A 25,255-nucleotide genomic window follows, 5' to 3' on the forward strand; every position below is an offset into this window, starting at 1 on the left:
TTTGGTCGGCATACATGCACCTCTAGCTACATGTTATGCCCGAACACAAAATTTCTGACAGTCTCAAGCTGTGAGACCAAATGCGCCCAAAATGGATCGTCCTCGCTGAATCGATCAAAGGCAATGGGGCCCATCCCTGCAGCTCGCCGAGCATTTCGCAAGACACCTGAAAAGAGTGGGAGCATCGCGTTGGTACCGACATAGACCAGCGGCACACCCGCATCATTTGATAGCGTAACGAAAAAGTTGAGCAGTTTCTCCCGGTCCTGCCCCCCTCGCGACGAGCAGAGATGCTGCATCTCATCAATGATCAGTGCGCCGATGAAAAAGGTTTTACACAGCTGGCTTATGTGCTGAAGCATGACACTGATGCTGTTACCGGCAGCACCTTTACGAGAATACTTCTCAATGCCGAGTGCTGCATCGAGAGCTGAGAAAAATGCCACACAGAAGCCTCTCAGCGATCCATCGTGCGGACATTCGATCTTGAGCCAGACAACTTGGGTTTCAATGAAAATCTGCTGTTCGTACCGACTATGGCTGATGACCTGTGGATAGAGCCTAGCTATAGAATTAAGGGCTGTGGTTTTACCCATGCCACTCAATCCGATCAGAGTAAGGGTTTCTGCTGAGGACATAAAACCATGGCCTCTGACCTCAGCAGACGATGGCAGCCGATATCTGACAGTCGAGGCCAGCAGCGGATTTCTCCCGGTGTATCCGTATCGGATCAGCTGGCTGAACAAATCTTCAAGGCGCAGGTGAATTTCAAAGGGGACGACGATGTCCTTAATCCTGTTGATACCATGACCACGAAGCTTGGGCGCCAGAGCACGCTCCGCATCGTCTGGCTTCTTCGGAAGATTTCCAACGCGCCTGACGACGTCAATATCGGAGAGAATCCTCGGAAGGCACTCGATAAGTGGATTGCCATCGTACTGAGGCATCCCGGTAGGATTGTATTCAGCAGAAGCGAAACTGAAGTCACTCATTGATCGGTCCCATCACTCGCATTGACCACCAGTTTCAGGAAGGCAGCGCTTCTCCATGAACTAGGTTTTCTGGCGACTGGTTTCGGATTTTCCGCTGTAATAGCCGGGTTATCCACAACACGAAGCTGATTCAGATCAGCGGTGTGCTGGTCCCGCTCATTTTGAGCCTCCGTGGCACGCTTCAAGCGCTTGTCCCGCTTAAAGTCAGCATTCGACTTAGGGTTTCCTTGAGCTGCGCGCTTCGATTTTGCCCGATCAAGGATATCTTCCTGACGCGCTTTCAATTGAACCGCTGTGTTGGCAGCTTCATACCGCGCGTCAGGTGAGACTTGATTCAGGATTTTGATCATATCAAGTACCTCTTCCATACGCAGACCACCGTACTTATACCGTTGCTGCGGCACTATTGTAAGCGGCTCAAATCCCGCATCGGATTTAATCCAACAATTCTCAATAGAATTAGGGTCATAGTAACCCCTAACGTAAGTCGTTTTAAGATTGTGCGAACGTTCTAACCATGACTCACGAACTGCTGTTTCACAGGTATACTGCACGCCTTGAAACATAATGCCCCCTCGGCTAATACGGCACTCCTGTGAAGGCAACAAAGCGATTTTGAGTTCTGCAGCTGAAACCACTTTAGAATTAAGCAGACTATTGACCATGGACCACCTCCAAATACTTATTGGAGTTGGTTCTACTCCTGCAGCAATCATCTCACGATTGAGAATGTGGGGTACTCGAAGGCTTTTATTGTGAGCCAGCACTCCCAATATCACCATCTCGGTAAATTCATCGATGTCGAAGATTGCATCGAGCTGATAGTCTCGATCCCCACGCTCCATTTTTCGGGCATCAACTCCACCAGGTACAAATTTCAGGTCCAATTTCTCATTGATCAAACGAAACCGGCTTTCAATAATTGCTTTCCAATCTGGCCGGAAGGGCGGCAAAATCTTAACGTCAATACTCAAGGATTTGGTCATTGCCTCACCGGCCTCGCTCAAAAGCTCGGCACGATCCGCGACAAGTTCGACCGGCAGATGAGCGCACGGCCATTCGCCTTCATTGATATCAATACCGTATCGTTTGCAGAAATCTACCTTTGCCGTGCAAGCATTGTAGATAGCATGCCTAGCACCATTCCAACTCGGCCCCTCAAGGCCGACGTGTATACCCACAATCATTCTTGTAAATGTATCCACGATTACGTAGAGCACAGGTCGTCCGATCAACCACAATCTATTGACACGGTGTACTAAATAAACATCGGCAATCGTTGAATCTATTTCATATCGATGACCAGCACCATGCAACCCCATAGACGCTGAGCCAATGAGTGCTCGATGATCTTTATTAAAGCGGATAGCCCCTCCACGCTCCTTCAACTTATAAAGGTCATCGAAGAACAATTTCCCATGGTACGTGAGTTGGTGGACAGAGGGATAACTGCCCCGTACCACATCGCCTTTCGTGCCGTCAGTTGAAACCTCCGTGTAGAATTTATCTAACATCCAGATATGTGCGTCTTTAACAGTTCCACATTTTCCACTCGCGAAACGCCTATAAGCCATGCGGATGTGAGTCAGATGACGACTTTCAAGCTTAATAGCGCCGTCACCGCTAACGACCACTCCACGATACTTAGGCGGTCGCCCAGGAATGATGCCGGACGCACGGTTTTTTTCCTTTCCTGGACCGCCACAGGCACTGGTGTTCCAAAGGAACGCATTACGAGTCTGCCCCATACTCCAATAACGATAAAGAAGTCGGTAGATGTGCTTACGATCTACCTCTACTCTTATCGCATGTCTCGAAATGAGTGCACCGAAATTTGTAGTCAAAATGTCTAAAGGTGATTGGCCTTCCACTAAGGCACGAATTAGATCCCAGTTCCTATCCCTGCTCCGCTTTTCATTCTCGCTTATTTGATCATCTGTTCTGAGCAGGTGCATGGGAACCATTTCAGAATTTAAAGCAGCCGCACCAGAGTGGATCTCTTCGAGAAGAAGTGACCTTTCAATCCGCCAAGGCTTGGTCGGATTTATGCACAGCTTAATCACCAATACAAAGTCTTCATTAATACCCAAAACCCTAACAGGATGGTCAAGCAAGCTAGAGCCCTCACCTGGCGAAACTATGCAGTTAACCCGCAGAGTTAGCATTGTCGGGCACCTCGATTGGAGCTAAAACAGCTGGAGAGGATTGACCAATCCATACATGCAGTGGCTGAGATAAGCTAAGCACCTTTGAAGTGAGGTCCATCTGCAAGCGGCCGTTCCATAGCAGATGATGAAAAAGAGTCTTTACACCCATATAGTCTATGTAGATATTTTTCGAAGCTTTATCCAATAATACCTTCAGCGGGACTTGATCGGTTTCACATCTATTCAAAAAATCGAGCAAGTTCCCAATGTTTTTTCCGGTAGGTAAAGATGGGTGAATATTCGCATAGGTCCGGAGAATAATGAGGTTTGCTATCCGCACTTTTGACAAATTTTCGTGCAGCACAAGCTTCCATTCTATCTGCCTAGTCGCCCAATACTTTTCCTCGATAGCTAGCTTCTCTGCCATTCTGTTCTGCACACCAATATTGGCATCCTCAAACTCTTTCCGATATTTTACGGAGCGCGCAGCAACTTTGACTTCCCCCGATGAATCGAGATAAGTGATCAGGAAGTCAGTCGTCATTACTACTGGAATCTGAGTTCCTGGGTAGACCGGATGGCGATAGTTTAGGCTGTTAGCAATTGCTTGGGTTTCGGCTTGCATTAACAGTGGAAACTGTTCACGGATATCGATAATGGAATTTTCGTGCTCCAGAACGGTGAGGTAGTCGCGCTCGGCATTAGATATCAGGTGATGAGTGCGATGTACCTTCACCCCTGACACAAGGTGAGAGACACCTTTGGATTTGATATCCCACACCTTGATCCATGGCTCATAGGATTCCTTAACGCCGCTCCCACGACCAGTTTTGATTCTCCTATCGATTTTCTGCTGAGTCATCAGCTTGGAACGCGCGGGCTTAACTGATGCAGCTGGTACAGATGTCATTATCGAGTCGCTCATTGATGGGCGACCCACTCGACCGGTACGGCACTAGGGTAGACGTGGCGTGGGAGATGTCAGGAGCGGGCTCAGCCAGGAGAACAGTCACATTGGTCCACAGGATTCTGAACCTAATTTGCCAGACCTGCTCCTGTCCCGATGTACGGTCGGGGCGGGAGCCTGTGATCCCACGGAACAAAGTCTGTCGGATCGAGCCCCGCATTTACTGGGGATAGCCGACGTACTCACCAGAAATAAAGTCTGTCGCGCCCTGCATTTTTTGACGCATTGCCGTGTGACCTACTAAATAAAGTCTGTCGGAAACCGGTGTTGAAGCCACCCAGCACACCAACGCTCACGCAACATATCTCACCTAATACCTTGATTTATAGGGCAAGCGGCGGATTTCAGCGACAGCTTCAAATGCTGAGCGACAGACTTTATTTCGTATTTGCACTTGTGACAACCTTTATTAACTTGTGACAGCCTTTATTCTTTTGTGACAACCTTTATTCTTTGCAGACAAAAACCCCCACCCCTGTGGATAACTCACTCCACCGTCACCGACTTCGCCAGATTCCGCGGTTGATCCACATCCGTCCCTTTCAGCACAGCCACGTAATACGAAAGCAACTGCAGCGGGATGGTGTAGAGAATCGGCGCCAGGGCGTCGATGATGTGCGGCATGGCGATGACGTGAGTGCCTTCGCCGTTCTTGAGCCCAGCCAGCTCATCCGCGAACACGATCAGTTCGCCGCCGCGGGCGCGGACTTCCTGCAGGTTGGATTTGAGTTTCTCCAGCAGCTCGTTGTTCGGCGCGACGGTGACGACCGGCATGTCGGCATCGACCAGCGCCAGCGGGCCGTGTTTGAGTTCGCCGGCCGGGTAGGCTTCGGCGTGGATGTAGGAGATTTCTTTGAGCTTGAGTGCGCCTTCCATTGCTACAGGGAATTGCGCACCGCGGCCGAGGAACAGGGTGTGGTGCTTCTCGGCGAACAGCTCGGCGACTTTCTCGATGGTGCCGTCCATTGCCAGGGCTTCGCCCAAACGGGTTGGCAGGCGGCGCAGTTCTTCGACCAGTTGTGCTTCAACGCCCTCCTCCAACGAACCTTTGACCTGACCGAGTGACAGGGTCAGCAATAGCAAGGCGACCAGTTGGGTGGTGAAGGCTTTGGTCGATGCCACGCCGATTTCCGGGCCAGCCTGGGTTAGCAGGGTCAGGTCGGATTCACGTACCAGTGAGCTGATGCCGACGTTGCAGATCGCCAGGCTGGCCAGAAAGCCCAGCTCCTTGGCGTTGCGCAGTGCTGCCAGCGTGTCGGCGGTTTCACCGGATTGCGAGATCGAAACGAACAAGGTGTCCGGCTGAACCACGACCTTGCGGTAGCGGAACTCGCTGGCCACTTCGACCTGGCAAGGGATGCCGGCCAGACCTTCAAGCCAGTAACGCGCGACCATGCCTGCGTGGTAGCTGGTGCCACACGCCACGATCTGAACATTGCGTACTTTGGCGAACAATTCGGCAGCCTGTGGACCAAATGCGTGGACCAGCACTTGCTGTTGCCCCAGGCGACCTTCGAGGGTGCGCTGCACGACCTTGGGTTGCTCGTGGATTTCCTTGAGCATGAAGTGACGGTATTCGCCCTTGTCAGCGGCTTCGGCGCCTTCATGGTATTGCACCACTTCACGCTCGACCGACACACCGTCGACATTCCAGATCTGCACGCTGTCACGACGGATCTCGGCAATATCGCCTTCTTCCAGGTACATGAAACGGTCGGTCACCTGACGCAGCGCCAGTTGGTCAGAGGCCAGGAAGTTTTCACCCAGGCCCATGCCGATCACCAGCGGGCTGCCACTGCGGGCGGCCAGCAGGCGATCCGGCTGCGCGGCATTGATGACCGCAAGCCCATAAGCACCGTGAAGTTCTTTCACCGCAGCCTTCAGGGCAACCGCCAGATCGGCGGTGTCCTTGAGCTTGTGGTGCAGCAGATGGACGATGACTTCAGTGTCGGTATCGGATGCGAAGACGTACCCCAGGCTTCTCAGCTGTTCACGCAGAGCTTCGTGGTTCTCGATGATGCCGTTGTGGACAACTGCCAGTTTATCGGCCGAGAAGTGTGGATGAGCGTTACGTTCACACGGAGCGCCGTGCGTCGCCCAACGTGTGTGGGCGATACCCAGACGGCCGGTCAGCGGCTCGCCTGCCAGTGCCTGTTCCAGCTCACTGACCTTGCCCGAGCGACGTCGGCGCTCAAGGGTGCCTTCGTTGGTGAAAACAGCCACGCCCGCGCTGTCGTAACCGCGGTACTCAAGACGCTTGAGGCCTTCGAGCAAAATGGCCGTGATATTACGTTCAGCAACGGCGCCGACGATTCCACACATGGTTATCTCCTAGCTGACAGCAGCACAAATCAGATTGATGCCGCGGGCCTGTATCTGATCGCGAGCCTCGCTGGGCAGGCGATCATCAGTAATAAGGGTGTGGATACTGCTCCAGGGCAGCTCCAGATTGGGGATCTTGCGACCGACCTTGTCGGCCTCGACCATGACAACGACTTCCCGGGCGACTTCCGCCATGACCCGGCTCAAACCCAGAAGCTCATTAAACGTGGTGGTGCCACGAGTCAGATCGATGCCGTCGGCACCGATGAACAACTGATCGAAATCGTAGGAGCGCAGTACCTGTTCAGCGACCTGCCCCTGAAAAGACTCCGAGTGCGGATCCCATGTTCCGCCAGTCATCAACAGGACCGGTTCGTGTTCCAGCTCAGTAAGGGCTCGCGCCACATGCAGTGAGTTGGTCATGACCACCAGACCAGGTTGCTGGCCCAGTTCAGGGATCAACGCAGCCGTGGTGCTGCCACTGTCGACAATAATTCTGGCGTGCTCGCGAATTCGGGAAACCGCAGCGCGGGCAATGGCCTGTTTGTAACGGGAAACCGGCTGGCTGCTTTCGCTGATCAGCTCGTGAGGAAGCGGCACTGCGCCCCCGTAACGGCGCAACAGCAAACCATTGGTTTCGAGGGCTGCCAGATCCTTTCGAATCGTAACTTCAGAAGTTTCAAAGCGTTTGGCCAAATCTTCGACGCTAACTTCACCCAGCTCATTGAGCAGGGCAAGAATGTTGTGGCGACGTTGTGGTGTATTGCGCTTCGACATGACAGCCTTAAGTTTCGTTTCGAAAGATAACGAAGGCAATCAAAACCTATTTTTTGGGCTTGGTCAAGGCCAGAGGGTTTGGCAGGGCATTTTCAATGGAGCTTGAGGAACGAGATTCCTGTAACTCTCGCTCCAGTGCTCCGCTCTCAGAAGTATGCATAGGCCAGCTGGACCAACCCGGAATGCATTTCGTGGGAGCGGACTCGTCCGCGAAAACTGTTACAAAGATTCCAGGACGGAGGATGGCTCTCGCGGACGAGTCCGCTCCCACAGAACATCATTTTTCCGGGCTGTGGATAACTCAGTCTTTCCTGGTTTTTACCGGACGCTTCCAGCCTTCGATGTTGCGTTGGCGGGCGCGAGCCACGCCGAGTTGTTCAGCGGGCACGTTCTGCGTGATGGTCGAACCGGCTGCGGTCGTCGCACCATCAAAGATATCCACAGGCGCAACCAGTGAGTTGTTAGAACCAATGAACACGTCTGCACCCAACGTGGTCTTGTGCTTGTTGGCCCCATCGTAATTGCAGGTAATCGTCCCGGCACCTATGTTGGTACGTGCGCCGACCTCGGCATCGCCCATATAGGTCAGGTGGCCAACCTTGGCACCCTCGCCCAGGTTCGCATTCTTGAGTTCGACAAAGTTACCCACATGCGCTTTGGCGCCCAGCACACTGCCAGGGCGAAGGCGTGCAAACGGGCCGGCATCGCTGCCCTCGCCCAGAATTGCGCCTTCGATGTGGCTGTTGGCCTTGACGATGACACCCTTGCGCAGGGTGCTGTCCTTGATCACGCAGTTAGGGCCGATGACCACGTTGTCCTCGATGACTACCTTCCCTTCGAGGATCACGTTGATGTCGATCAGCACGTCGCGGCCGACGCTGAATTCACCGCGTACATCGAATCGCGCAGGGTCACGCAGGGTCACACCACCCGCCATCAACCGGCGGGCTTCGCGCAACTGGTAATGGCGCTCCAGCTCGGAGAGCTGTTTGCGATCATTGGCACCCTGCACTTCCATTGCGTCGTAAGGCTGCTCTGTAGCAACAATCAGCCCGTCATTGACGGCCATGGCAATTACGTCTGTGAGGTAATACTCGCCTTGGGCGTTGTTGTTGGACAGCCGCCCCAGCCAGTCAGCGAGACGCTTGGCAGGCACCGCGAGAATGCCAGTGTTGCCTTCAGTGATTGCCTTCTGTACATCGTTCGCATCCTTGTGCTCGACAATCGCGCAGACACGATTCTGCTGGTCGCGAACGATGCGGCCGTAGCCGGTAGGATCGTCCAGGGTGACAGTCAACAGGCCCAGTTGCTGCGGATTGACGAGTTTGAGCAGGCGCGTGAGCGTCTCCACTTCGATCAACGGCACATCGCCATAAAGAATCAACACGGTCTCAGCTGTAAGTGCAGGCAGCGCCTGAGCAACGGCGTGTCCTGTGCCCAGTTGCTTGTCCTGCATCACGAAATTCAAGTCATCGGCTGCCAGCTGTTCACGAACAGCATCAGCGCCGTGTCCGATCACGACGTGTATTCCACTTGGGGATAACTGACGTGCGCTGTGGATAACATGACCAAGCATGGAGTTGCCAGCCACGGGATGCAGAACCTTGGGCAAGGCGGAACGCATACGGGTACCTTGGCCAGCAGCGAGAATAACGATATCGAGAGACATGATAGGACTACCAACTGAGCGGCAACCGGGCCGAAGGCGGGCTGACTTGAAAGAGGAAATCTTAAAAAAGAAAAAGGGTAGCCGAGGCTACCCTTTTTCTCAATCGCGCATCGAATGCAGCGGGGTTAGCCGCCGAACTTCTTGCGAATTTGCTGAACGGTGCGCAGCTGAGCTGCAGCCTCGGCCAGACGAGCAGTTGCAGAGCCGTAGTCGAAATCTGCGCCTTTCTCGTTCAGGGCCTTCTCGGCAGCCAGTACGGCAGCCTGAGCAGAAGCTTCATCCAGGTCGGCAGCACGTTGCACAGTATCGGCAAGCACCTTGACCATGTTCGGCTGAACCTCAAGGAAACCACCGGAGATGTAAAACACCTCGGCTTCCCCACCCTGCTTGATCAAGCGGATCGGGCCCGGCTTCAGATCAGTGATCAGCGGCGCGTGGCCTGGAGCGATACCGAGATCACCCAGGTTGCCGTGCGCAATCACCATCTCGACCAGACCGGAGAAGATTTCCCCTTCCGCGCTGACGATGTCGCAATGGACTGTCATAGCCATTTGCTTGCCTCAACCTAATTAGCGCCCGTTTCCGGGCGCCGGGATTACAGTTTCTTGGCTTTCTCGATCGCTTCTTCGATGCCGCCGACCATGTAGAACGCTTGTTCTGGCAGGTGGTCGTAGTCACCGTTGAGGATGCCTTTGAAGCCAGCAATGGTGTCTTTCAGGGAAACGTATTTACCCGAAGCACCGGTGAAGACTTCTGCCACGAAGAAAGGCTGGGACAGGAAGCGCTGGATCTTACGAGCACGGTTAACCAACTGTTTGTCGGTCTCCGACAGCTCGTCCATACCCAGAATCGCAATGATGTCTTTCAGCTCTTTGTAACGCTGCAACACATACTGAACGCCGCGAGCGGTGTCGTAGTGTTCCTGGCCAATGACGTTCGGGTCCAGCTGACGCGAAGTCGAGTCCAGTGGGTCTACCGCAGGGTAGATACCCAGGGAAGCGATGTCACGGGACAGTACGACGGTGGCGTCCAAGTGGGCAAACGTGGTCGCAGGCGACGGGTCAGTCAAGTCGTCCGCTGGTACGTATACGGCCTGGATCGAGGTGATCGAACCATTCTTGGTGGAAGTGATGCGCTCTTGCAGAGTGCCCATCTCTTCAGCCAGAGTCGGCTGGTAACCTACTGCGGAAGGCATACGGCCCAGCAGTGCGGATACTTCGGTACCGGCCAGGGTGTAACGATAGATGTTGTCGACGAACAGCAGAACGTCGTTACCTTCGTCACGGAACTTCTCGGCCATGGTCAGGCCGGTCAGTGCTACGCGCAGACGGTTACCCGGCGGCTCGTTCATCTGACCGTAAACCAGTGCCACTTTGTCCAGAACGTTGGAGTCCTTCATCTCGTGGTAGAAGTCGTTACCCTCACGAGTACGCTCACCCACACCGGCGAACACGGAATAACCGCTGTGCTCGATGGCGATGTTACGGATCAGTTCCATCATGTTTACGGTCTTGCCGACACCGGCACCACCGAACAGACCGACTTTACCGCCTTTGGCGAACGGGCAAACCAGGTCGATAACCTTGATGCCGGTTTCCAGAAGGTCGTTGCCGCCAGCCTGCTCAGCGAAGGACGGTGCAGGACGGTGAATGCCCCAGCGCTCTTCGGTGGCAATCGGGCCTGCTTCGTCGATCGGGTTGCCCAGCACGTCCATGATCCGGCCCAGAGTCGCTTTACCGACCGGTACGGAGATGGCTGCGCCAGAGTCTGTTACTTCCAGACCACGCTTCAAGCCCTCGGTGGAGCCCATCGCAATGGTACGAACCACGCCGTCGCCCAGCTGCTGCTGAACTTCCAGGGTGGTTCCTGCCGCGCTTTGAACTTCCAGCGCGTTGTAGATACTCGGTACGCTATCGCGTGGGAATTCCACGTCGATCACGGCGCCGATGATTTGAACGATACGTCCGCTACTCATTAGCTGGTTCCTCTAATATTTGAACCGTTAAACCGCGGCAGCGCCGCCGACGATTTCCGAGATCTCTTGGGTGATCGCTGCCTGACGCGCCTTGTTGTAGATCAGCTGCAAATCGCTGATCAAATCACCGGCGTTGTCTGTGGCGTTCTTCATCGCGATCATCCGCGCTGCTTGTTCAGCTGCGTTGTTCTCGACCACCGCCTGGTACACCTGCGATTCCACGTAGCGAACCATAAGGCCGTCTAGCAGCTCTTTGGCATCGGGTTCGTAGAGATAGTCCCAGTGGTGCTTGAGCCCTTGATCCGGGGTTGCCACCAGCGGAATCAATTGCTCCACTGTTGGTTGCTGGGTCATGGTGTTGATGAACTTGTTGGATACCACGGACAGGCGATCAATACGGCCATCCAGGTAGGCATCCAGCATCACCTTGACGCTGCCGATCAAGTCGTTGATCGACGGCTCTTCGCCCAGGTGGCTGATCGCAGCGACGACGTTACCGCCGAAGTTGCGGAAAAATGCCGCACCTTTGCTGCCGACCACGCACAGATCGATCTCTACACCGTTTTCACGGTTCACCGCCATGTCCTTGACCAGAGTCTTGAACAGGTTGGTATTCAATCCACCACACAGACCACGGTCACTGCTCACTACGACATAACCGACGCGCTTCACAGGGCGCTCGATCATGAACGGGTGGCGGTACTCCGGGTTGGCGTTTGCCAGATGACCAATCACCTGACGAATGCGCTCCGCGTAAGGACGGCTAGCAGCCATGCGCATTTGAGCCTTGCGCATTTTGCTGACCGCCACTTTTTCCATGGCGCTGGTGATCTTTTGCGTGCTTTTGATGCTCGCAATCTTGCTGCGAATCTCTTTTGCGCCTGCCATGTAACACCTATCAGGTTAGCAAGCGGGAGCCTTGCGGCCCCCGCTGCGGCTTACCAGGTTTGGGTGGCCTTGAACTTCTCGATGCCGGCTTTCATGCCAGAATCGATTTCGTCATTGAAGTCACCCTTCACGTTGATCTTCGCCATCAAATCGGCGTCATCGCGGTTGAAGTAAGCAATCAGCGCTTGTTCAAAGCTGCCAATCTTGGCGATTTCGACGTCAGTCAGGAACCCACGCTCAGCGGCATACAGCGACAGCGCCATGTCAGCGATCGACATTGGTGCGTATTGCTTCTGCTTCATCAGCTCGGTAACGCGCTGACCATGCTCAAGTTGCTTGCGGGTCGCCTCGTCCAGGTCAGAAGCAAACTGGGCGAATGCCGCCAGTTCACGGTACTGAGCCAGAGCGGTACGGATACCACCGGAAAGCTTCTTGATGATCTTGGTCTGAGCGGCACCACCCACACGGGATACCGAAACACCGGCGTTCACAGCCGGACGGATGCCGGAGTTGAACATGGCCGATTCCAGGAAGATCTGACCGTCGGTGATGGAAATCACGTTGGTCGGAACGAACGCGGAAACGTCGCCAGCCTGGGTTTCGATGATCGGCAGTGCAGTCAGCGAGCCGGTTTTGCCGGTCACTGCGCCGTTGGTGAACTTCTCTACGTACTCTTCGGAAACACGCGATGCGCGCTCCAGCAGACGGGAGTGGAGATAGAACACGTCGCCTGGGTAAGCTTCACGGCCTGGTGGACGGCGCAGCAGCAGGGAAATCTGGCGGTAAGCCACTGCTTGCTTGGACAGATCGTCATAAACGATCAGCGCGTCTTCACCGCGGTCGCGGAAAAACTCGCCCATGGCGCAACCCGAGTACGGTGCAAGGAATTGCAGCGCAGCGGATTCGGAAGCACTTGCAGCCACGACGATGGTGTTAGCCAGTGCGCCGTTTTCTTCGAGCTTGCGAACAACGTTGGCGATGGTCGATTGCTTCTGACCGATTGCTACGTAGACGCAGAAGATGCCGCTGTTCTTCTGGTTGATGATTGCGTCGATGGCCAGAGCGGTTTTACCGATCTGACGGTCACCGATGATCAGCTCACGCTGGCCACGGCCGACAGGAATCATGGCATCGACAGCCTTGTAGCCAGTCTGTACAGGCTGGTCTACCGACTTACGCCAGATCACGCCTGGAGCAACTTTCTCGACCGCATCGGTCTCGGTGTTGTTCAGCGGACCTTTGCCGTCAACTGGGTTACCCAGTGCATCGACAACGCGACCCAGCAGTTCCTTACCAACCGGAACTTCGAGGATGCGGCCGGTGCACTTGGCGCTCATGCCTTCAGCCAGAGTCGTGTAAGCGCCCAGTACAACGGCACCCACGGAGTCTTGCTCAAGGTTCAGCGCCATACCGTAGACGCCGCCCGGAAACTCGATCATCTCGCCGTACATTACGTCGGCCAGACCGTGAATCCGCACGATACCGTCAGACACGCTGACGACTGTGCCTTCGTTACGGGCTTGGGAGGTTACATCGAGCTTGTCGATGCGACCCTTGATGATTTCACTTATTTCGGAAGGATTGAGTTGCTGCATTGCTCTGCTGCCCCTTCAAACTCAAGATTTCAATGCTTCGGCTAGTTTCGCGATCTTGCCACGAACTGAGCCATCGATAACCAGGTCGCCGGCGCGGATTACGACACCCCCTATGAGAGAGGCATCCTCCGCAGCATGCAGGCGCACTTCCCGGCCGAGCCGTGCACTGAGAACCTTGGCGAGTTTGTCTTGCTGTTCTTGGTTCAATGCGAAAGCACTGGTGACATCCACATCGACCGATTTTTCCTGCTCGGCCTTGTACAGGTCGAACAGTTCGGCGATCTCCGGCAGAAGCGGGAGGCGGTCGTTTTCAGCAACGACGTGAATGAAATTCTGTGCCTTGGCATCGAACTTTTCGCCACACACTTCAATAAAAGTGGTGGCCTTTTGTGCGCTCGTCAGTCGCGGGGCCTTGAGCATGCGCTGCATGGTGTCGTCTTGCGACACCGCAGCAGCCAGGCCGAGCATGGCTGACCAATTGGCCAGCTGCTGGTGGGCCTGCGCGTGCTCGAAGGCCGCCTTCGCGTAAGGTCGGGCCAACGTGGTCAGTTCTGCCATGATCGCCCTCGCTTAAATTTCAGCAGCCAGTTTGTTAACCAGCTCCGCGTGCGCGTTTTGATCGATTGTGGCACCCAGGATCTTCTCTGCGCCATTGACTGCCAGGCTGCCCAACTGGGCGCGCAAGGCGTCTTTGACACCATTCAGTTCCTGCTCGATCTCGGCCTGAGCCTGGGCCTTCACACGGTCAGCTTCAACGCGTGCCGTTTCACGGGCTTCGTCGACGATCTGAGTACCGCGTTTCTTGGCTTGCTCAATGATTTCAGCTGCTTGAGCCTTAGCTTCGCGCAGTTGTTGACCCGCTTTCTCTTGGGCCAGCTCCAGGTCGCGAGCTGCTCGGGAAGCAGCGTCCAGTCCATCCGCGATCTTCTTCTGACGTTCGTGCAAAGCCGCGATGACCGGAGGCCACACGAACTTCATGCAGAAAATCACAAAAATGAAGAACGCAACGGACTGGCCAATCAGGGTTGCATTAATGTTCACGCCAACACCTCGCTCGTTCGTTGTCCATCACACCAATCAACTCGAAAATTCGAGTGATCAGCCAGCGAGTTGACCAACGAAGGGGTTCGCGAAGGTGAAGAACAGAGCGATACCAACACCGATCATGGTCACGGCGTCGAGCAGGCCCGCAACGATGAACATTTTAACTTGCAGCATTGGAACCATTTCCGGCTGACGCGCAGCGCCTTCCAGGAATTTGCCGCCCAACAGGCCGAAACCGATTGCAGTACCCAGTGCGCCCAGGCCGATCAACAGTGCAACAGCGATAGCGGTTAGACCAACTACAGTTTCCATCTTTCCTCCCGACTTTTACGTCGTATTGGTTAGTTTTTTTTAATTGAAGCGGTAAAACAAAATCGTTTCTACATCAGCCCTTGCGGGCACCGCCCCGCCGATGGCGAGACGGTCATCAGACACGTCCTGAGACGAATCTCAATGGTTATCTTCGTGAGCCATCGACAGGTAGACGATGGTCAGCATCATGAAGATGAACGCTTGCAGGGTGATGATCAGGATGTGGAACACAGCCCACGCCCACTGCAGCACTACACCCAGACCGCTGAGCCACAACAGACCGCTGCCGAACATCACGGCGATCAGAATGAAGACCAGCTCGCCAGCATACATGTTGCCGAACAGACGCAGAGCCAGAGAAATAGGCTTGGCGATCAGCGTCACGAATTCCAGCAGGAAGTTGACCGGGATCAACAGCGCCTGAACGAACAGGTTCTTGCTGCCGAACTGGTGAAGGGTCAGTTCGCCGATGAAACCGCCGATGCCCTTGACCTTGATGCTGTAGAAAATGATCAGTGCGAACACAGACAGGGCCATGCCCAGCGTGGCGTTCGGGTCAGTAGTCGGAACGGCACGGAACGGAATGTGCTCGTCGCCCGAAATCAGCATCGCCAGCTGCGGAATCCAGTCCACCGGTACCAGGTCGACCGCGTTCATCAGGAAAACCCAGACGAAAATGGTCAGGGCCAGTGGCGCGATAACCGCGCTGCGGCCGTGGAAGCTGTCCTTCACGCTGCCGTCGACGAAATCGACCAGCACTTCGACAAAGTTCTGCAGTGCGCCAGGCTGACCGGAAGTTGCCTTCTTGGCCGCCATGCGGAAGATCAGAACGAAAATCAGACCCAACGCAACCGACCAGCCGAGGGTATCGACGTGGAAGGCCCAGAAACCCATTTCCTTGGCTTCTGCTGCGGTGTGGGCAAAGCCCCATTCGCCATTGGGCAGGTGCCCGAATGTAAGGTTCTGCAAGTGGTGCTGGATATAGCCCGAAGCTGTTTGCTCTGCCATGGTTGCCTCAAACGCCCTAAGGTCTCGAAAGTCTTGTTCTCGTAAGTAGGGGAGCGAACCAGTTGACCACCTGGATCAACATGAACACACCGAATACCGCCAGCGGTGCCAGTGGCTTCACACCTGCGAACGTCAATGCAAAAAGCACTGCCGTGAAAATCAGTTTGCCTGCCTCGCCGGCGTAGAACGACCGCACGATGGCTTGCGCTGCTCTGGCCCCGGAAAACCGGAATGCCTTGTGAGCAAAGTATAAATTGGGTAGCCAGGCTATCAGGCCTCCACAGAGTCCCGAATATCCTGCAACGACTCCTTGCCACTGCCACAGCACCAATGCGGCCATGAGCAGCACTATCAATTGAGCCAGCAATAGCGGAAAAACCGCCAGGCGATAGAACGGCAAGCGGTCTGGCATGCGGGATTCCATCGCAACTGCTCCTTTGATGTCGGTCGCCATAATCAATAACTTGGCATAATTTGTGCCGACAAAATGCGCGCAGAGTATAGGGGCGGTTAAGCCCCTATTCAACAGTCGGGTAGTGATTTCCGACTATACGCTACAGAGCAATTGTTTCAGCGGATGTGAGCGAGCACTCCTTGCAGCTCATCCAGCGAGTTGTATCGGATGACCAATTGGCCTTTGCCCTTCTGTCCGTGGCGAATCTGCACCGCAGAGCCTAAACGCTCGGCCAGACGCTGTTCGAGGCGGCTGATATCAGGGTCGGCCTTGACTGGTTCGGCAGCCTCCGGCTTGCCGCTCAGCCATTGCCTGACCAGTGCTTCAGTCTGGCGCACGGTAAGCCCGCGTGCGACAACATGTCGCGCACCTTCGACCTGCCGATCTTCGCTCAGACCGAGCAAGGCGCGTGCATGCCCCATTTCCAGGTCGCCGTGGGACAGCATGGTCTTGATGGCTTCAGGCAAGGCAATCAGGCGCAACAGGTTGGCCACACTGACACGTGACTTGCCGACGGCATCCGCCACCTGCTGCTGGGTCAGTTGAAACTCCTGCTGCAGGCGCTGTAGCGCCATGGCCTCCTCGATAGGGTTGAGGTCTTCGCGCTGAATGTTCTCGATCAACGCCATCGCAATCGCGGTCTCGTCCGGAACATCACGGACCATCGCCGGGATTGTCTCGACACCTGCCTGCTGGCTGGCACGCCAACGGCGTTCACCGGCGATGATTTCAAAGCGGTTGTCGCCGATAGGCCGAATCACGATCGGCTGCATCACACCCTGTGACTTGATCGACTGCGCAAGTTCTTCGAGCGCCTGAGGATCCATGTCGCGGCGCGGCTGATACTTGCCGCGCTGGATAAGGTCCAGCGGCACATGCTGCAACTCACTTGGCGGAGCCTTGACGGCCTGCTCTTCCAGCGAACTGACGGTTGGACTGCTCAGAAGCGCGTCCAACCCACGTCCGAGACCTCGTTTCTTGACGGCCATGGGAATTCCTTAGGTTGGCTGAGCGGTTTTTGCGCCGCGACGTTGACGACGAACCAGTTCACTTGCCAGGGCCAGATAGGCCAGCGCACCGCGAGACGATTTATCATACGCCAGCACCGGCATGCCGAAACTCGGCGCCTCGGCCAGCCTGATATTCCTCGGGATCACCGTGTCGTACAACTGCTCGCCAAAGTGTTCCTTGAGCTGTGCCGAAACATCGTTGATCAGGCTCAAACGCGGGTCATACATGGTGCGCAGCAAACCTTCGATTTTCAGCTGCGGATTGAGCAGTTCAGCGATGCGCTTGATGTTATCCACAAGGTCGCTGAGACCCTCGAGCGCGAAATACTCGCACTGCATGGGGATAATTACCCCGTCTGCCGCAACCAGCGCGTTCAGGGTCAGCATCGACAACGAAGGTGGGCAGTCGATCAGAATGTAATCGTAATTTTCGCGGATCGGCGCCAGCGCATTGCGCAGACGACTCTCTTTCATCTGCATTTCCAGCAGAACCACTTCACCCGCCGTCAGGTCACGGTTGGCCGGAAGCAGTTGATACCCGCCGTGTTCGGAAAACTGCATGGCCTCGCCCAGATCGCATTCGCCGATCAACAGGTCATAGACCGAATTTTCCAGATTATGTTTATCCACACCGCTGCCCATGGTCGCATTGCCCTGGGGATCGAGATCGATCAACAGCACACGGCGTTTGGTCGCGACCAGCGACGCAGCGAGGTTGATGCATGTGGTGGTCTTGCCGACCCCACCTTTCTGGTTCGCTATCGCGAATACCTTAGCCATTCTTGCTTGTGTTCCCCGTCATGCCGTGCGGCGCAGTATCAGCAGATGGCGTTGGCCTTGGCAACCCGGAACGGTCAAGGCTTGTGCGCTATCGAGGTGAAAATCCGAGGGCAATGCTACCAGCTCATCGTCAGGATGCAGCCCTTTCATTGCCAGCCAGCGTGTATTCACGTCGCCCATATGGCGAGTCCAGCCCGTGAAGTCTTCAAGGCTGCTGAATGCCCGGGAAATGATCCCGTCGAACGGCGCATCAGGCTGATAGTTTTCTGCACGGCTGTGGATAACTTCAAGATTATCCAGTTTCAGCTCCAGTTTGACCTGTGTCTGAAACCGGGTCTTCTTGCCGTTGCTGTCCAGCAGCGCCACTTTGCGCTCCGGAAACAGGATGGCCATGGGAATGCCAGGCATCCCACCGCCGCTGCCGACGTCGATCCAGCGTGTACCTTCGATGAAGGGCACCACACTGAGACTGTCGAGCAGATGCCTCGATACCATTTCGTCCGGGTTACGGACCGCAGTCAGGTTGTAGGCCTTGTTCCACTTGATCAACAACGCCAGATACGCCAGCAATTGCTCGTGCTGCGCCGGACTGAGGTCGATTCCCAATTCCCGGGCACCGGTGGATAACTCTTGGGCGTGTTGCGGGGTGACCATAGAACTCAAGCGCTTTGCTCCAACTGACGGCCCGCGCCGCGTTTTTTCAAATGAATCATCAACAGCGAAATAGCCGCCGGCGTAACGCCAGGAATGCGCGAAGCCTGTCCGAGTGTTTCTGGCCGAGTTATCCCCAGCTTGCTCTGGATTTCTTTCGACAGGCCGGATATCGCGGCGTAATCGATGTCTTCCGGCAGACGCGTGTCTTCACTGGCGCGCAGACGGGCGATTTCGTCCTGCTGGCGGTCAATGTAACCGGCGTATTTTGTCTTGATCTCGACCTGCTCGGCTACCTGAGGGTCAGTGCAGCCCTGCCCGGTAAGGGCAATCAGACTGGCATAGTCGATTTCCGGACGGGTCAGCAGGTTGAGCAGATTGTATTCGTGGGTCAGCGGCGTGCCAAAGTGCTCTGCAATCGCATCGCCCTGCGCGGTACCCGGGCGCACCCAGGTACTTTTCAAGCGCTGTTCTTCCAGCTCGATGCTTTCGCGTTTGGTGCAGAACGCAGCCCAGCGGGCATCGTCGACCAGACCCAGTTCGCGGCCTTTTTCGGTGAGTCGCAGGTCCGCGTTGTCTTCACGCAGGATCAACCGGTATTCGGCCCTGGACGTGAACATCCGGTAAGGCTCTTGCGTACCGAGCGTGATCAGGTCATCGACCAGAACCCCGATATACGCTTCATCCCGACGCGGGCACCAGCTGTCGCGACCTTGAGCGCGCAGTGCAGCATTGGTCCCGGCCAGCAAACCCTGGGCACCGGCCTCTTCGTAACCGGTTGTGCCGTTGATCTGACCGGCAAAGAACAAACCACCGATGACCTTGGTTTCCAGGCTGTATTTCAGATCACGCGGGTCGAAATAATCGTATTCGATGGCGTAACCAGGACGAACGATGTGTGCATTCTCCATGCCGCGAATCGACTGGACGATCTGCAGTTGCACGTCAAATGGCAACGACGTGGAGATACTGTTCGGATAAAGCTCGTGCGTGGTCAACCCCTCTGGTTCGATGAAGACCTGATGGCTTTCCTTGTCGGCAAACCGATGAATCTTGTCCTCGATCGAAGGGCAGTAGCGCGGGCCAATCCCCTCGATCACGCCGGAATACATTGGCGATCGATCAAGGTTGGACGCAATGATTTCGTGAGTCCGGGCGTTGGTGTGGGTAATCCAGCAACTGACCTGCGGCGGATGTTGTTCTTTGGAGCCCAGGAACGACATGACAGGAATGGGTGTGTCACCTGGTTGCTCGGTCATCACCGAAAAATCCACAGAACGTCCGTCAATCCGTGGCGGGGTCCCGGTTTTCAGGCGACCGACGCGCAGCGGCAGTTCACGCAGTCTTTGCGCCAGTGCGATCGAAGGAGGATCACCTGCCCGACCGCCCGAATAATTTTGCATACCGATGTGGATAAGTCCGCCAATGAACGTACCTGTGGTCAACACCACTGAATCGGCAAATATGCGCATACCCATCTGGGTCACGACGCCGCGCACCTGGTCCTGTTCGACGATCAGGTCATCACAGGCTTGCTGAAATATACACAGGTTCGGCTGATTTTCCAGGGTTTCGCGGATGGCTGCCTTGTACAGCACGCGATCTGCCTGAGCACGAGTAGCCCGTACAGCCGGGCCCTTGCGACTGTTCAGCACACGGAACTGGATGCCACCCTTGTCAGTAGCCATGGCCATCGCACCGCCAAGGGCGTCGATTTCCTTGACCAGGTGACTTTTGCCAATGCCACCGATGGCCGGGTTGCAGCTCATCTGGCCGAGCGTTTCCACGTTGTGCGTCAGCAGCAGGGTTTTGACACCCATGCGCGCCGACGCCAGTGCGGCCTCGGTACCGGCATGACCGCCACCGATGACGATCACTTCAAAACGGGAAGGGAAATCCACCACGCACCTCGTGCCTGTTGTCGATGAGAAATTGGGATAGCTGACAAGTATAGGGACTTAACCTACCTGAATGAAACCCGTTGGACAAAATTTAACCAGCTGTGGAAAACTCACGAATAAAGAAAATAAAAAAGGAAAGAAAGTTTATAAAGCCTTGTTTTTATGTTTATTCTAACTGAGCATGATTTCTGTGGATAGATCTCTACAAGCCTTTATATTCAATGTGTACAGAGAATCAAAAGTCTGTGTTCATGTAGGGATGAGAGGGTTGGATAACCGACTTGAGCCTGTTGATAAGATAGCCACTTGTCCACAGGGCAGTTTATATTCAGGTTTGCACCCTGCTTACCCACCGAGCTGAAGGGCAGTTATTCACAGGGCTTAATCCGCATAAAAACGCCCAGTCAGCAAAAATCAGGCGCAGAAAATCGCTTCGCCCAGGATTTTTGTTCGGCAAATTCAGCATGTGGGGAACGGTAGTGGGGAAATGGCAGACCGTGTGGATAACGACGCGACTAAAAAAGCGTCTTGTGACGCCTGAAGGCATGACCCAGTGCGGGTCATGCCTGACGTCATTCAGCTGTAGTCACTTGCCAATGCAGAAGCTGGAGAAGATTCTGCCAAGCAAGTCGTCGGAGCTGAATGCGCCGGTAATCTCGCCAAGCGCTTGTTGTGCCTGACGGAGGTCTTCGGCCAGTAGCTCTCCAGCGCCTGCCAGGGTGAGTTGAGCCCTGCCGTGCTCCAGCGAGTCGCTGGCATGGCGCAGTGCCTCAAGGTGGCGTCGACGTGCGCTAAAGCTGCTCTCCGAGGTTTGCTCATAGCCCATGCAGGCCTTGAGGTGCTCACGCAGCAGTTCAAGCCCCGCGCCCCCTGACCTGGCGCTCAGGCTGATAGTGACGTGGCCATCTACGCTGATTTGCAGATCGACGGGGTCTCCACTCAAATCTGCCTTGTTACGGATCAGAGTGACTTTCGACGGGGCCGGACGTTGCTCAAGGAACTCCGGCCACAGAGCAAACGGGTCGGCAGCCTCGGGTGCCGTTGCATCCACAACCAGCAGAATCCGGTCAGCTTCACCGATGGCCTTGAGTGCGCGCTGCACGCCGATCATTTCCACCTGATCCTGGGTATCACGCAGACCTGCTGTGTCGACGACGTGCAACGGCATTCCATCGATGTGGATATGTTCACGCAACACATCGCGCGTAGTGCCGGCAATCTCGGTGACGATGGCCGCTTCTCTGCCCGCCAAGGCATTCAGCAAGCTGGATTTGCCCGCATTGGGACGCCCGGCAATCACAACGGTCATCCCGTCGCGTAACAAGGCACCCTGCCCCGCTTCACGCAGCACTGTGGATAACTCGGCACGTACGTCATCGAGCATGTTCAGGACATGGCCATCGGCAAGGAAGTCGATTTCCTCCTCGGGGAAGTCGATTGCAGCTTCCACATAGATGCGCAAGCTGATCAACTTCTCGGTCAAGTTATCCACACGCCGCGAAAAAGCGCCCTGCAACGAGCGCAGTGCATTGCGCGCTGCCTGTGCAGAACTTGCCTCAATCAAGTCAGCGATGGCTTCTGCCTGGGCAAGATCGAGTTTGTCATTGAGGAACGCACGCTCACTGAATTCTCCCGGCCGTGCCAGGCGGCTACCCAATTGCAGACAGCGCTGCAGCAGCATGTCCAGAACGATGGGGCCGCCGTGGCCCTGAAGCTCAAGTACGTCTTCGCCGGTGAATGAGTTGGGCCCCGGAAAATATAGCGCGATCCCTTCATCGAGGGTCTGTCCGGCTTCGTCGACAAAAGGCCCGTAATGGGCAAACCGTGGCTTTGGCGTCCGGCCAATAATGGCTTCAGCAGCCTTGCTGGCCAAAGGACCTGACACCCGGACGATACCGACACCACCACGCCCTTGGGCTGTGGCGATGGCGGCAATGGTTTCACGAGGAACGTTCATGCTCCGGCTCCCGGACAAATGACGGATAGCAAAACGCCCCACGAGGGGGCGTCTTGTAGAACTTATTCACAGGTTAGATCAGGCAGCTGCTTTCTTGGTAGCCGCTTCGATCTTGCGAGTGATGTAAGCCTGCTGAGCGATCGACAGGGTGTTGTTCACAACCCAGTACAGAACCAGACCGGCAGGGAACCACAGGAAGAAGAACGTGAAAATGATTGGCATCATTTTCATGACCTTGGCCTGCATTGGGTCCGGCGGAGTCGGGTTCAGACGCTGCTGGATGAACATCGTCGCGCCCATGATGATCGGCAGGATGAAGAACGGGTCCTTGATCGACAGGTCGGTTATCCACAGGATCCAGGGAGCCTGACGCATTTCCACACTTTCCAGGAGTACCCAGTACAGCGAAAGGAAAACCGGCATCTGGACAAGAATCGGCAAGCATCCACCCAGCGGGTTGATCTTTTCTTTCTTGTACAGCTCCATCATTGCCTGGGACATCTTCTGGCGATCATCGCCATGTTGTTCCTTCAGCAGTGCAAGCTTGGGAGCCACGGCGCGCATGCGTGCCATCGACTTGTAGCTGGCTGCGGACAACGGGAAGAACAGGCCTTTGATCAGCATGGTCAGAACAATGATCGACCAGCCCCAGTTACCGAGAATGGCGTGGATATGTTGCAGCAGCCAGAAGATAGGCTGGGCAATGAACCACAGGAAACCATAATCGACGGTCAGCTCCAGACCTGGGGATAACTCTTTGAGTACCGCCTGGCTTTTTGGACCTGCATACAGGGTAGCGCTGGTTTCACCTTGTGCACCGGGTGCAACCGACAGAGTCGGGCTGGTGAAGCCGATGATGTAGTTGCCCTGGCTGTCTTTGCGGGTCTGAACAGCGTTGGTGGCGTTGTGATCCGGAATCCACGCAGTCACGAAGTAGTGCTGCAGCCATGCCACCCAACCGCCCTGGACAGTTTCCTTGACCTGACCCTTGTCGATATCTTTCATCGACACTTTCTTGTATGGCTCGGCCGCAGTCCACAGGGCAGCACCCAGATAGGTGGCTGTACCGGTAGCAGTCGTCGAAGAAGGATCGGAGCTGGCATCACGCTTCAATTGCGCGAACAGATTACCGGCCCAGGGTTGTGCGCTCTGGTTATCCACAACGTAGGTCATGACCAGATCGTACAGACCGCGCTTGAAGGTGAAGCGCTTGATGTAGTTGACGCCGTTTTCCGAGAACTTCAGATCCACGACCATCGTGTCCTGGCCGTCAGCCAGTTGATAAGTCTTTTGTGTGGAGGTGTAAACCGGACGACCGGCAGCGCGTGCATCAGGACCATTGGTCCCGGTCAGGCCGCTTTGTGCCAGAAAAGTACGCTCGCCGCCGTTGTCGAACAACTGAAACGGAACGTCAGGACGATCCTGACGACGCGGGTACAGGGGCAAACGAAGCTGAACGACGTCGCCACCCACCGGATCGATCGCCAGATCGAGCACATCGGTCTTGACGTGGATAAGGTCTTTGCTGGCTACGGCCGGAGTTTCAAGAGGTGCTGCAGCCGTATTGGCCGTAGCGCTTGCGCTTGGAACATCGGCACTTGCAGAACTAGTACCAGCAGCCGTATCCGGAATACCCGGTGCGGTGGTGCTGGCTGCAACATTCTGGGTCGGCATGGCAGCCTGGCCATAGTCTTGGTTCCATTTCAGAACCCCGACGTAGGTCACGATTGCCAGGGCGACGATCAGGATCGTGCGTTTAATATCCATGATTACTCGGCCATCGAAGAAGAACGGGAGGTGGGGACAGCTGGAACCGGGTCATAACCACCGGGATTCCATGGGTGACAGCGACCCAGGCGACGAATTGACAGCCAGCCACCGCGCAAAAGGCCATGATTTTCGATGGCTTCATACGCGTAGCAGGAGCAACTGGGGTAGAAACGACAGTGACTGGCCATCAGCGGGCTAATGGCATAGCGATAAAACTGGATCGGAACGAGTGCCAGTTTACGCATCTGGACTGTCTACCCCTGCAGGTTCGGATTTTTCTTGCGGAATGGGTCGGCTACGCGCCAGACGTTTCCAGAGCTTGCCGAAATGCTGAATCAGTTCAGGGTTTTCTACGTCACCCAAACCTTTACGCGCGACGATAACGATATCCCAACCGACCAAACTGTCTTGGTGTTGGCGAAATGATTCGCGCATCAGGCGTTTCAAGCGATTGCGCTCGACGGAGAGCTTGACGCTCTTTTTACCTATCACCAGCCCCAGGCGGGGATGATCAAGGTCGTTGTTGCGCGCAAGGAGCAGGAGATTTTTCCCCGGAACCTTGCCGGTAGGGGAGTCAAAGACTGCCTTGAAATGCCGGGGAGTCAGCAAACGCTTTTCCCGACTGAAGTCTCGACTCACCTCCTGTGCCGATTTATCAAACTGCCAGACGCTTACGGCCTTTGGCACGACGACGCGAAAGGACTGCGCGGCCGTTTTTGGTGGCCATGCGTGCACGGAAACCGTGGGTGCGGGCGCGCTTGATAGTGCTGGGTTGGAAAGTACGTTTCATGGCGTGTTACCTGGTTCGTCCACTACGGGCCGGAATGGCCCCCGTTTTAAGAGACCGGGGATTCTAGAGAAAGCAGGCCCGCAGGTCAATTTCCAACCAGCTTTTCTTCATACGCGTCTTTTATAGGTAATTTCCCGCTGGCACTCGATTTGGAGCAGTCGGGCTCGTATCAGTTATAGAAATAAAAAGAAGAGAGTATTTAAAGCTTCTTTATAAAGCTTATAGCTCTTACGTAGCCGTTTTCTG

At 55.3% G+C, this 25,255-nt stretch carries 24 protein-coding genes; all 24 read right to left on the reverse strand.

Annotated features, from left to right (window positions below):
* Positions 1–26: 26 nt before the first annotated feature.
* Positions 27–992, reverse strand: coding sequence for an ATP-binding protein (locus AO277_RS21300; protein ID WP_236691315.1), 966 nt, complete (start codon positions 990–992; stop codon positions 27–29).
* On the reverse strand, positions 989–3,106 hold the full coding sequence (locus AO277_RS21305) for a TnsB C-terminal domain-containing protein (protein ID WP_257214243.1): 2,118 nt from the start codon (positions 3,104–3,106) through the stop codon (positions 989–991). The genes AO277_RS21300 and AO277_RS21305 overlap by 4 nt, the downstream gene beginning before the upstream one ends.
* A 31-nt stretch (positions 3,107–3,137) precedes the next feature.
* Entirely contained in the window at positions 3,138–4,049 is a 912-nt protein-coding gene (locus tag AO277_RS21310) for a TnsA endonuclease N-terminal domain-containing protein (RefSeq protein WP_044318850.1), read from the reverse strand.
* A gap of 543 nt (positions 4,050–4,592) precedes the next feature.
* On the reverse strand, positions 4,593–6,428 hold the full coding sequence (glmS, locus tag AO277_RS21315; protein ID WP_002555978.1) for a glutamine--fructose-6-phosphate transaminase (isomerizing): 1,836 nt from the start codon (positions 6,426–6,428) through the stop codon (positions 4,593–4,595).
* A gap of 9 nt (positions 6,429–6,437) precedes the next feature.
* A complete protein-coding gene (locus tag AO277_RS21320) occupies positions 6,438–7,205 on the reverse strand; it encodes a DeoR/GlpR family DNA-binding transcription regulator (protein WP_044318849.1) in 768 nt (255 codons plus the stop codon).
* Between the two features lie 301 nt (positions 7,206–7,506).
* A complete protein-coding gene (gene glmU, locus AO277_RS21325) occupies positions 7,507–8,874 on the reverse strand; it encodes a bifunctional UDP-N-acetylglucosamine diphosphorylase/glucosamine-1-phosphate N-acetyltransferase GlmU (protein ID WP_044318848.1) in 1,368 nt (455 codons plus the stop codon).
* Positions 8,875–8,999: 125 nt separating this feature from the next.
* The gene (locus AO277_RS21330; RefSeq protein WP_002555981.1) at positions 9,000–9,425 is read right to left on the reverse strand and encodes a F0F1 ATP synthase subunit epsilon; all 426 of its coding nucleotides are present in this window, start codon (positions 9,423–9,425) and stop codon (positions 9,000–9,002) included.
* Positions 9,426–9,469: 44 nt separating this feature from the next.
* On the reverse strand, positions 9,470–10,849 hold the full coding sequence (atpD, locus tag AO277_RS21335; protein ID WP_002555982.1) for a F0F1 ATP synthase subunit beta: 1,380 nt from the start codon (positions 10,847–10,849) through the stop codon (positions 9,470–9,472).
* Between the two features lie 27 nt (positions 10,850–10,876).
* Entirely contained in the window at positions 10,877–11,737 is an 861-nt protein-coding gene (gene atpG, locus AO277_RS21340; protein WP_003367855.1) for a F0F1 ATP synthase subunit gamma, read from the reverse strand.
* A gap of 50 nt (positions 11,738–11,787) precedes the next feature.
* A complete protein-coding gene (gene atpA / locus AO277_RS21345) occupies positions 11,788–13,332 on the reverse strand; it encodes a F0F1 ATP synthase subunit alpha (RefSeq protein WP_044318847.1) in 1,545 nt (514 codons plus the stop codon).
* 21 nt (positions 13,333–13,353) lie between these two features.
* Entirely contained in the window at positions 13,354–13,890 is a 537-nt protein-coding gene (locus tag AO277_RS21350; RefSeq protein ID WP_003315956.1) for a F0F1 ATP synthase subunit delta, read from the reverse strand.
* Positions 13,891–13,902: 12 nt separating this feature from the next.
* Complete coding sequence (locus AO277_RS21355) at positions 13,903–14,373, reverse strand: F0F1 ATP synthase subunit B (protein WP_002555986.1); 471 nt, start codon at positions 14,371–14,373, stop codon at positions 13,903–13,905.
* A gap of 57 nt (positions 14,374–14,430) precedes the next feature.
* The gene (gene atpE / locus AO277_RS21360; protein ID WP_002555987.1) at positions 14,431–14,688 is read right to left on the reverse strand and encodes a F0F1 ATP synthase subunit C; all 258 of its coding nucleotides are present in this window, start codon (positions 14,686–14,688) and stop codon (positions 14,431–14,433) included.
* Between the two features lie 138 nt (positions 14,689–14,826).
* On the reverse strand, positions 14,827–15,696 hold the full coding sequence (gene atpB, locus AO277_RS21365) for a F0F1 ATP synthase subunit A (RefSeq protein WP_044318846.1): 870 nt from the start codon (positions 15,694–15,696) through the stop codon (positions 14,827–14,829).
* Between the two features lie 16 nt (positions 15,697–15,712).
* Complete coding sequence (locus tag AO277_RS21370; RefSeq protein WP_002555989.1) at positions 15,713–16,120, reverse strand: F0F1 ATP synthase subunit I; 408 nt, start codon at positions 16,118–16,120, stop codon at positions 15,713–15,715.
* Between the two features lie 146 nt (positions 16,121–16,266).
* On the reverse strand, positions 16,267–17,139 hold the full coding sequence (locus AO277_RS21375) for a ParB/RepB/Spo0J family partition protein (protein WP_002555990.1): 873 nt from the start codon (positions 17,137–17,139) through the stop codon (positions 16,267–16,269).
* Between the two features lie 9 nt (positions 17,140–17,148).
* A complete protein-coding gene (locus tag AO277_RS21380; RefSeq protein ID WP_002555991.1) occupies positions 17,149–17,940 on the reverse strand; it encodes a ParA family protein in 792 nt (263 codons plus the stop codon).
* 18 nt (positions 17,941–17,958) lie between these two features.
* On the reverse strand, positions 17,959–18,603 hold the full coding sequence (rsmG, locus tag AO277_RS21385) for a 16S rRNA (guanine(527)-N(7))-methyltransferase RsmG (RefSeq protein ID WP_002555992.1): 645 nt from the start codon (positions 18,601–18,603) through the stop codon (positions 17,959–17,961).
* On the reverse strand, positions 18,600–20,492 hold the full coding sequence (mnmG, locus tag AO277_RS21390) for a tRNA uridine-5-carboxymethylaminomethyl(34) synthesis enzyme MnmG (RefSeq protein WP_044318852.1): 1,893 nt from the start codon (positions 20,490–20,492) through the stop codon (positions 18,600–18,602). Before mnmG ends, rsmG begins: the two co-directional genes overlap by 4 nt.
* Positions 20,493–21,078: 586 nt before the next feature.
* Entirely contained in the window at positions 21,079–22,449 is a 1,371-nt protein-coding gene (mnmE, locus tag AO277_RS21395) for a tRNA uridine-5-carboxymethylaminomethyl(34) synthesis GTPase MnmE (RefSeq protein WP_044318845.1), read from the reverse strand.
* A 78-nt stretch (positions 22,450–22,527) separates the two neighbouring features.
* Entirely contained in the window at positions 22,528–24,216 is a 1,689-nt protein-coding gene (yidC, locus tag AO277_RS21400) for a membrane protein insertase YidC (RefSeq protein ID WP_044318844.1), read from the reverse strand.
* Between the two features lie 2 nt (positions 24,217–24,218).
* Positions 24,219–24,464: a membrane protein insertion efficiency factor YidD gene (gene yidD / locus AO277_RS21405; RefSeq protein WP_002551313.1), complete on the reverse strand. Its 246-nt coding sequence runs from the start codon at positions 24,462–24,464 to the stop codon at positions 24,219–24,221.
* Positions 24,457–24,858: a ribonuclease P protein component gene (gene rnpA / locus AO277_RS21410; RefSeq protein ID WP_044318843.1), complete on the reverse strand. Its 402-nt coding sequence runs from the start codon at positions 24,856–24,858 to the stop codon at positions 24,457–24,459. The genes yidD and rnpA overlap by 8 nt, the downstream gene beginning before the upstream one ends.
* 16 nt (positions 24,859–24,874) lie before the next feature.
* On the reverse strand, positions 24,875–25,009 hold the full coding sequence (gene rpmH, locus AO277_RS21415) for a 50S ribosomal protein L34 (RefSeq protein ID WP_002551315.1): 135 nt from the start codon (positions 25,007–25,009) through the stop codon (positions 24,875–24,877).
* Between the last annotated feature and the right edge of the window lie 246 nt (positions 25,010–25,255).

The sequence above is a fragment of the Pseudomonas amygdali genome, from assembly GCF_002699855.1.
GTDB lineage: Bacteria > Pseudomonadota > Gammaproteobacteria > Pseudomonadales > Pseudomonadaceae > Aquipseudomonas > Aquipseudomonas amygdali.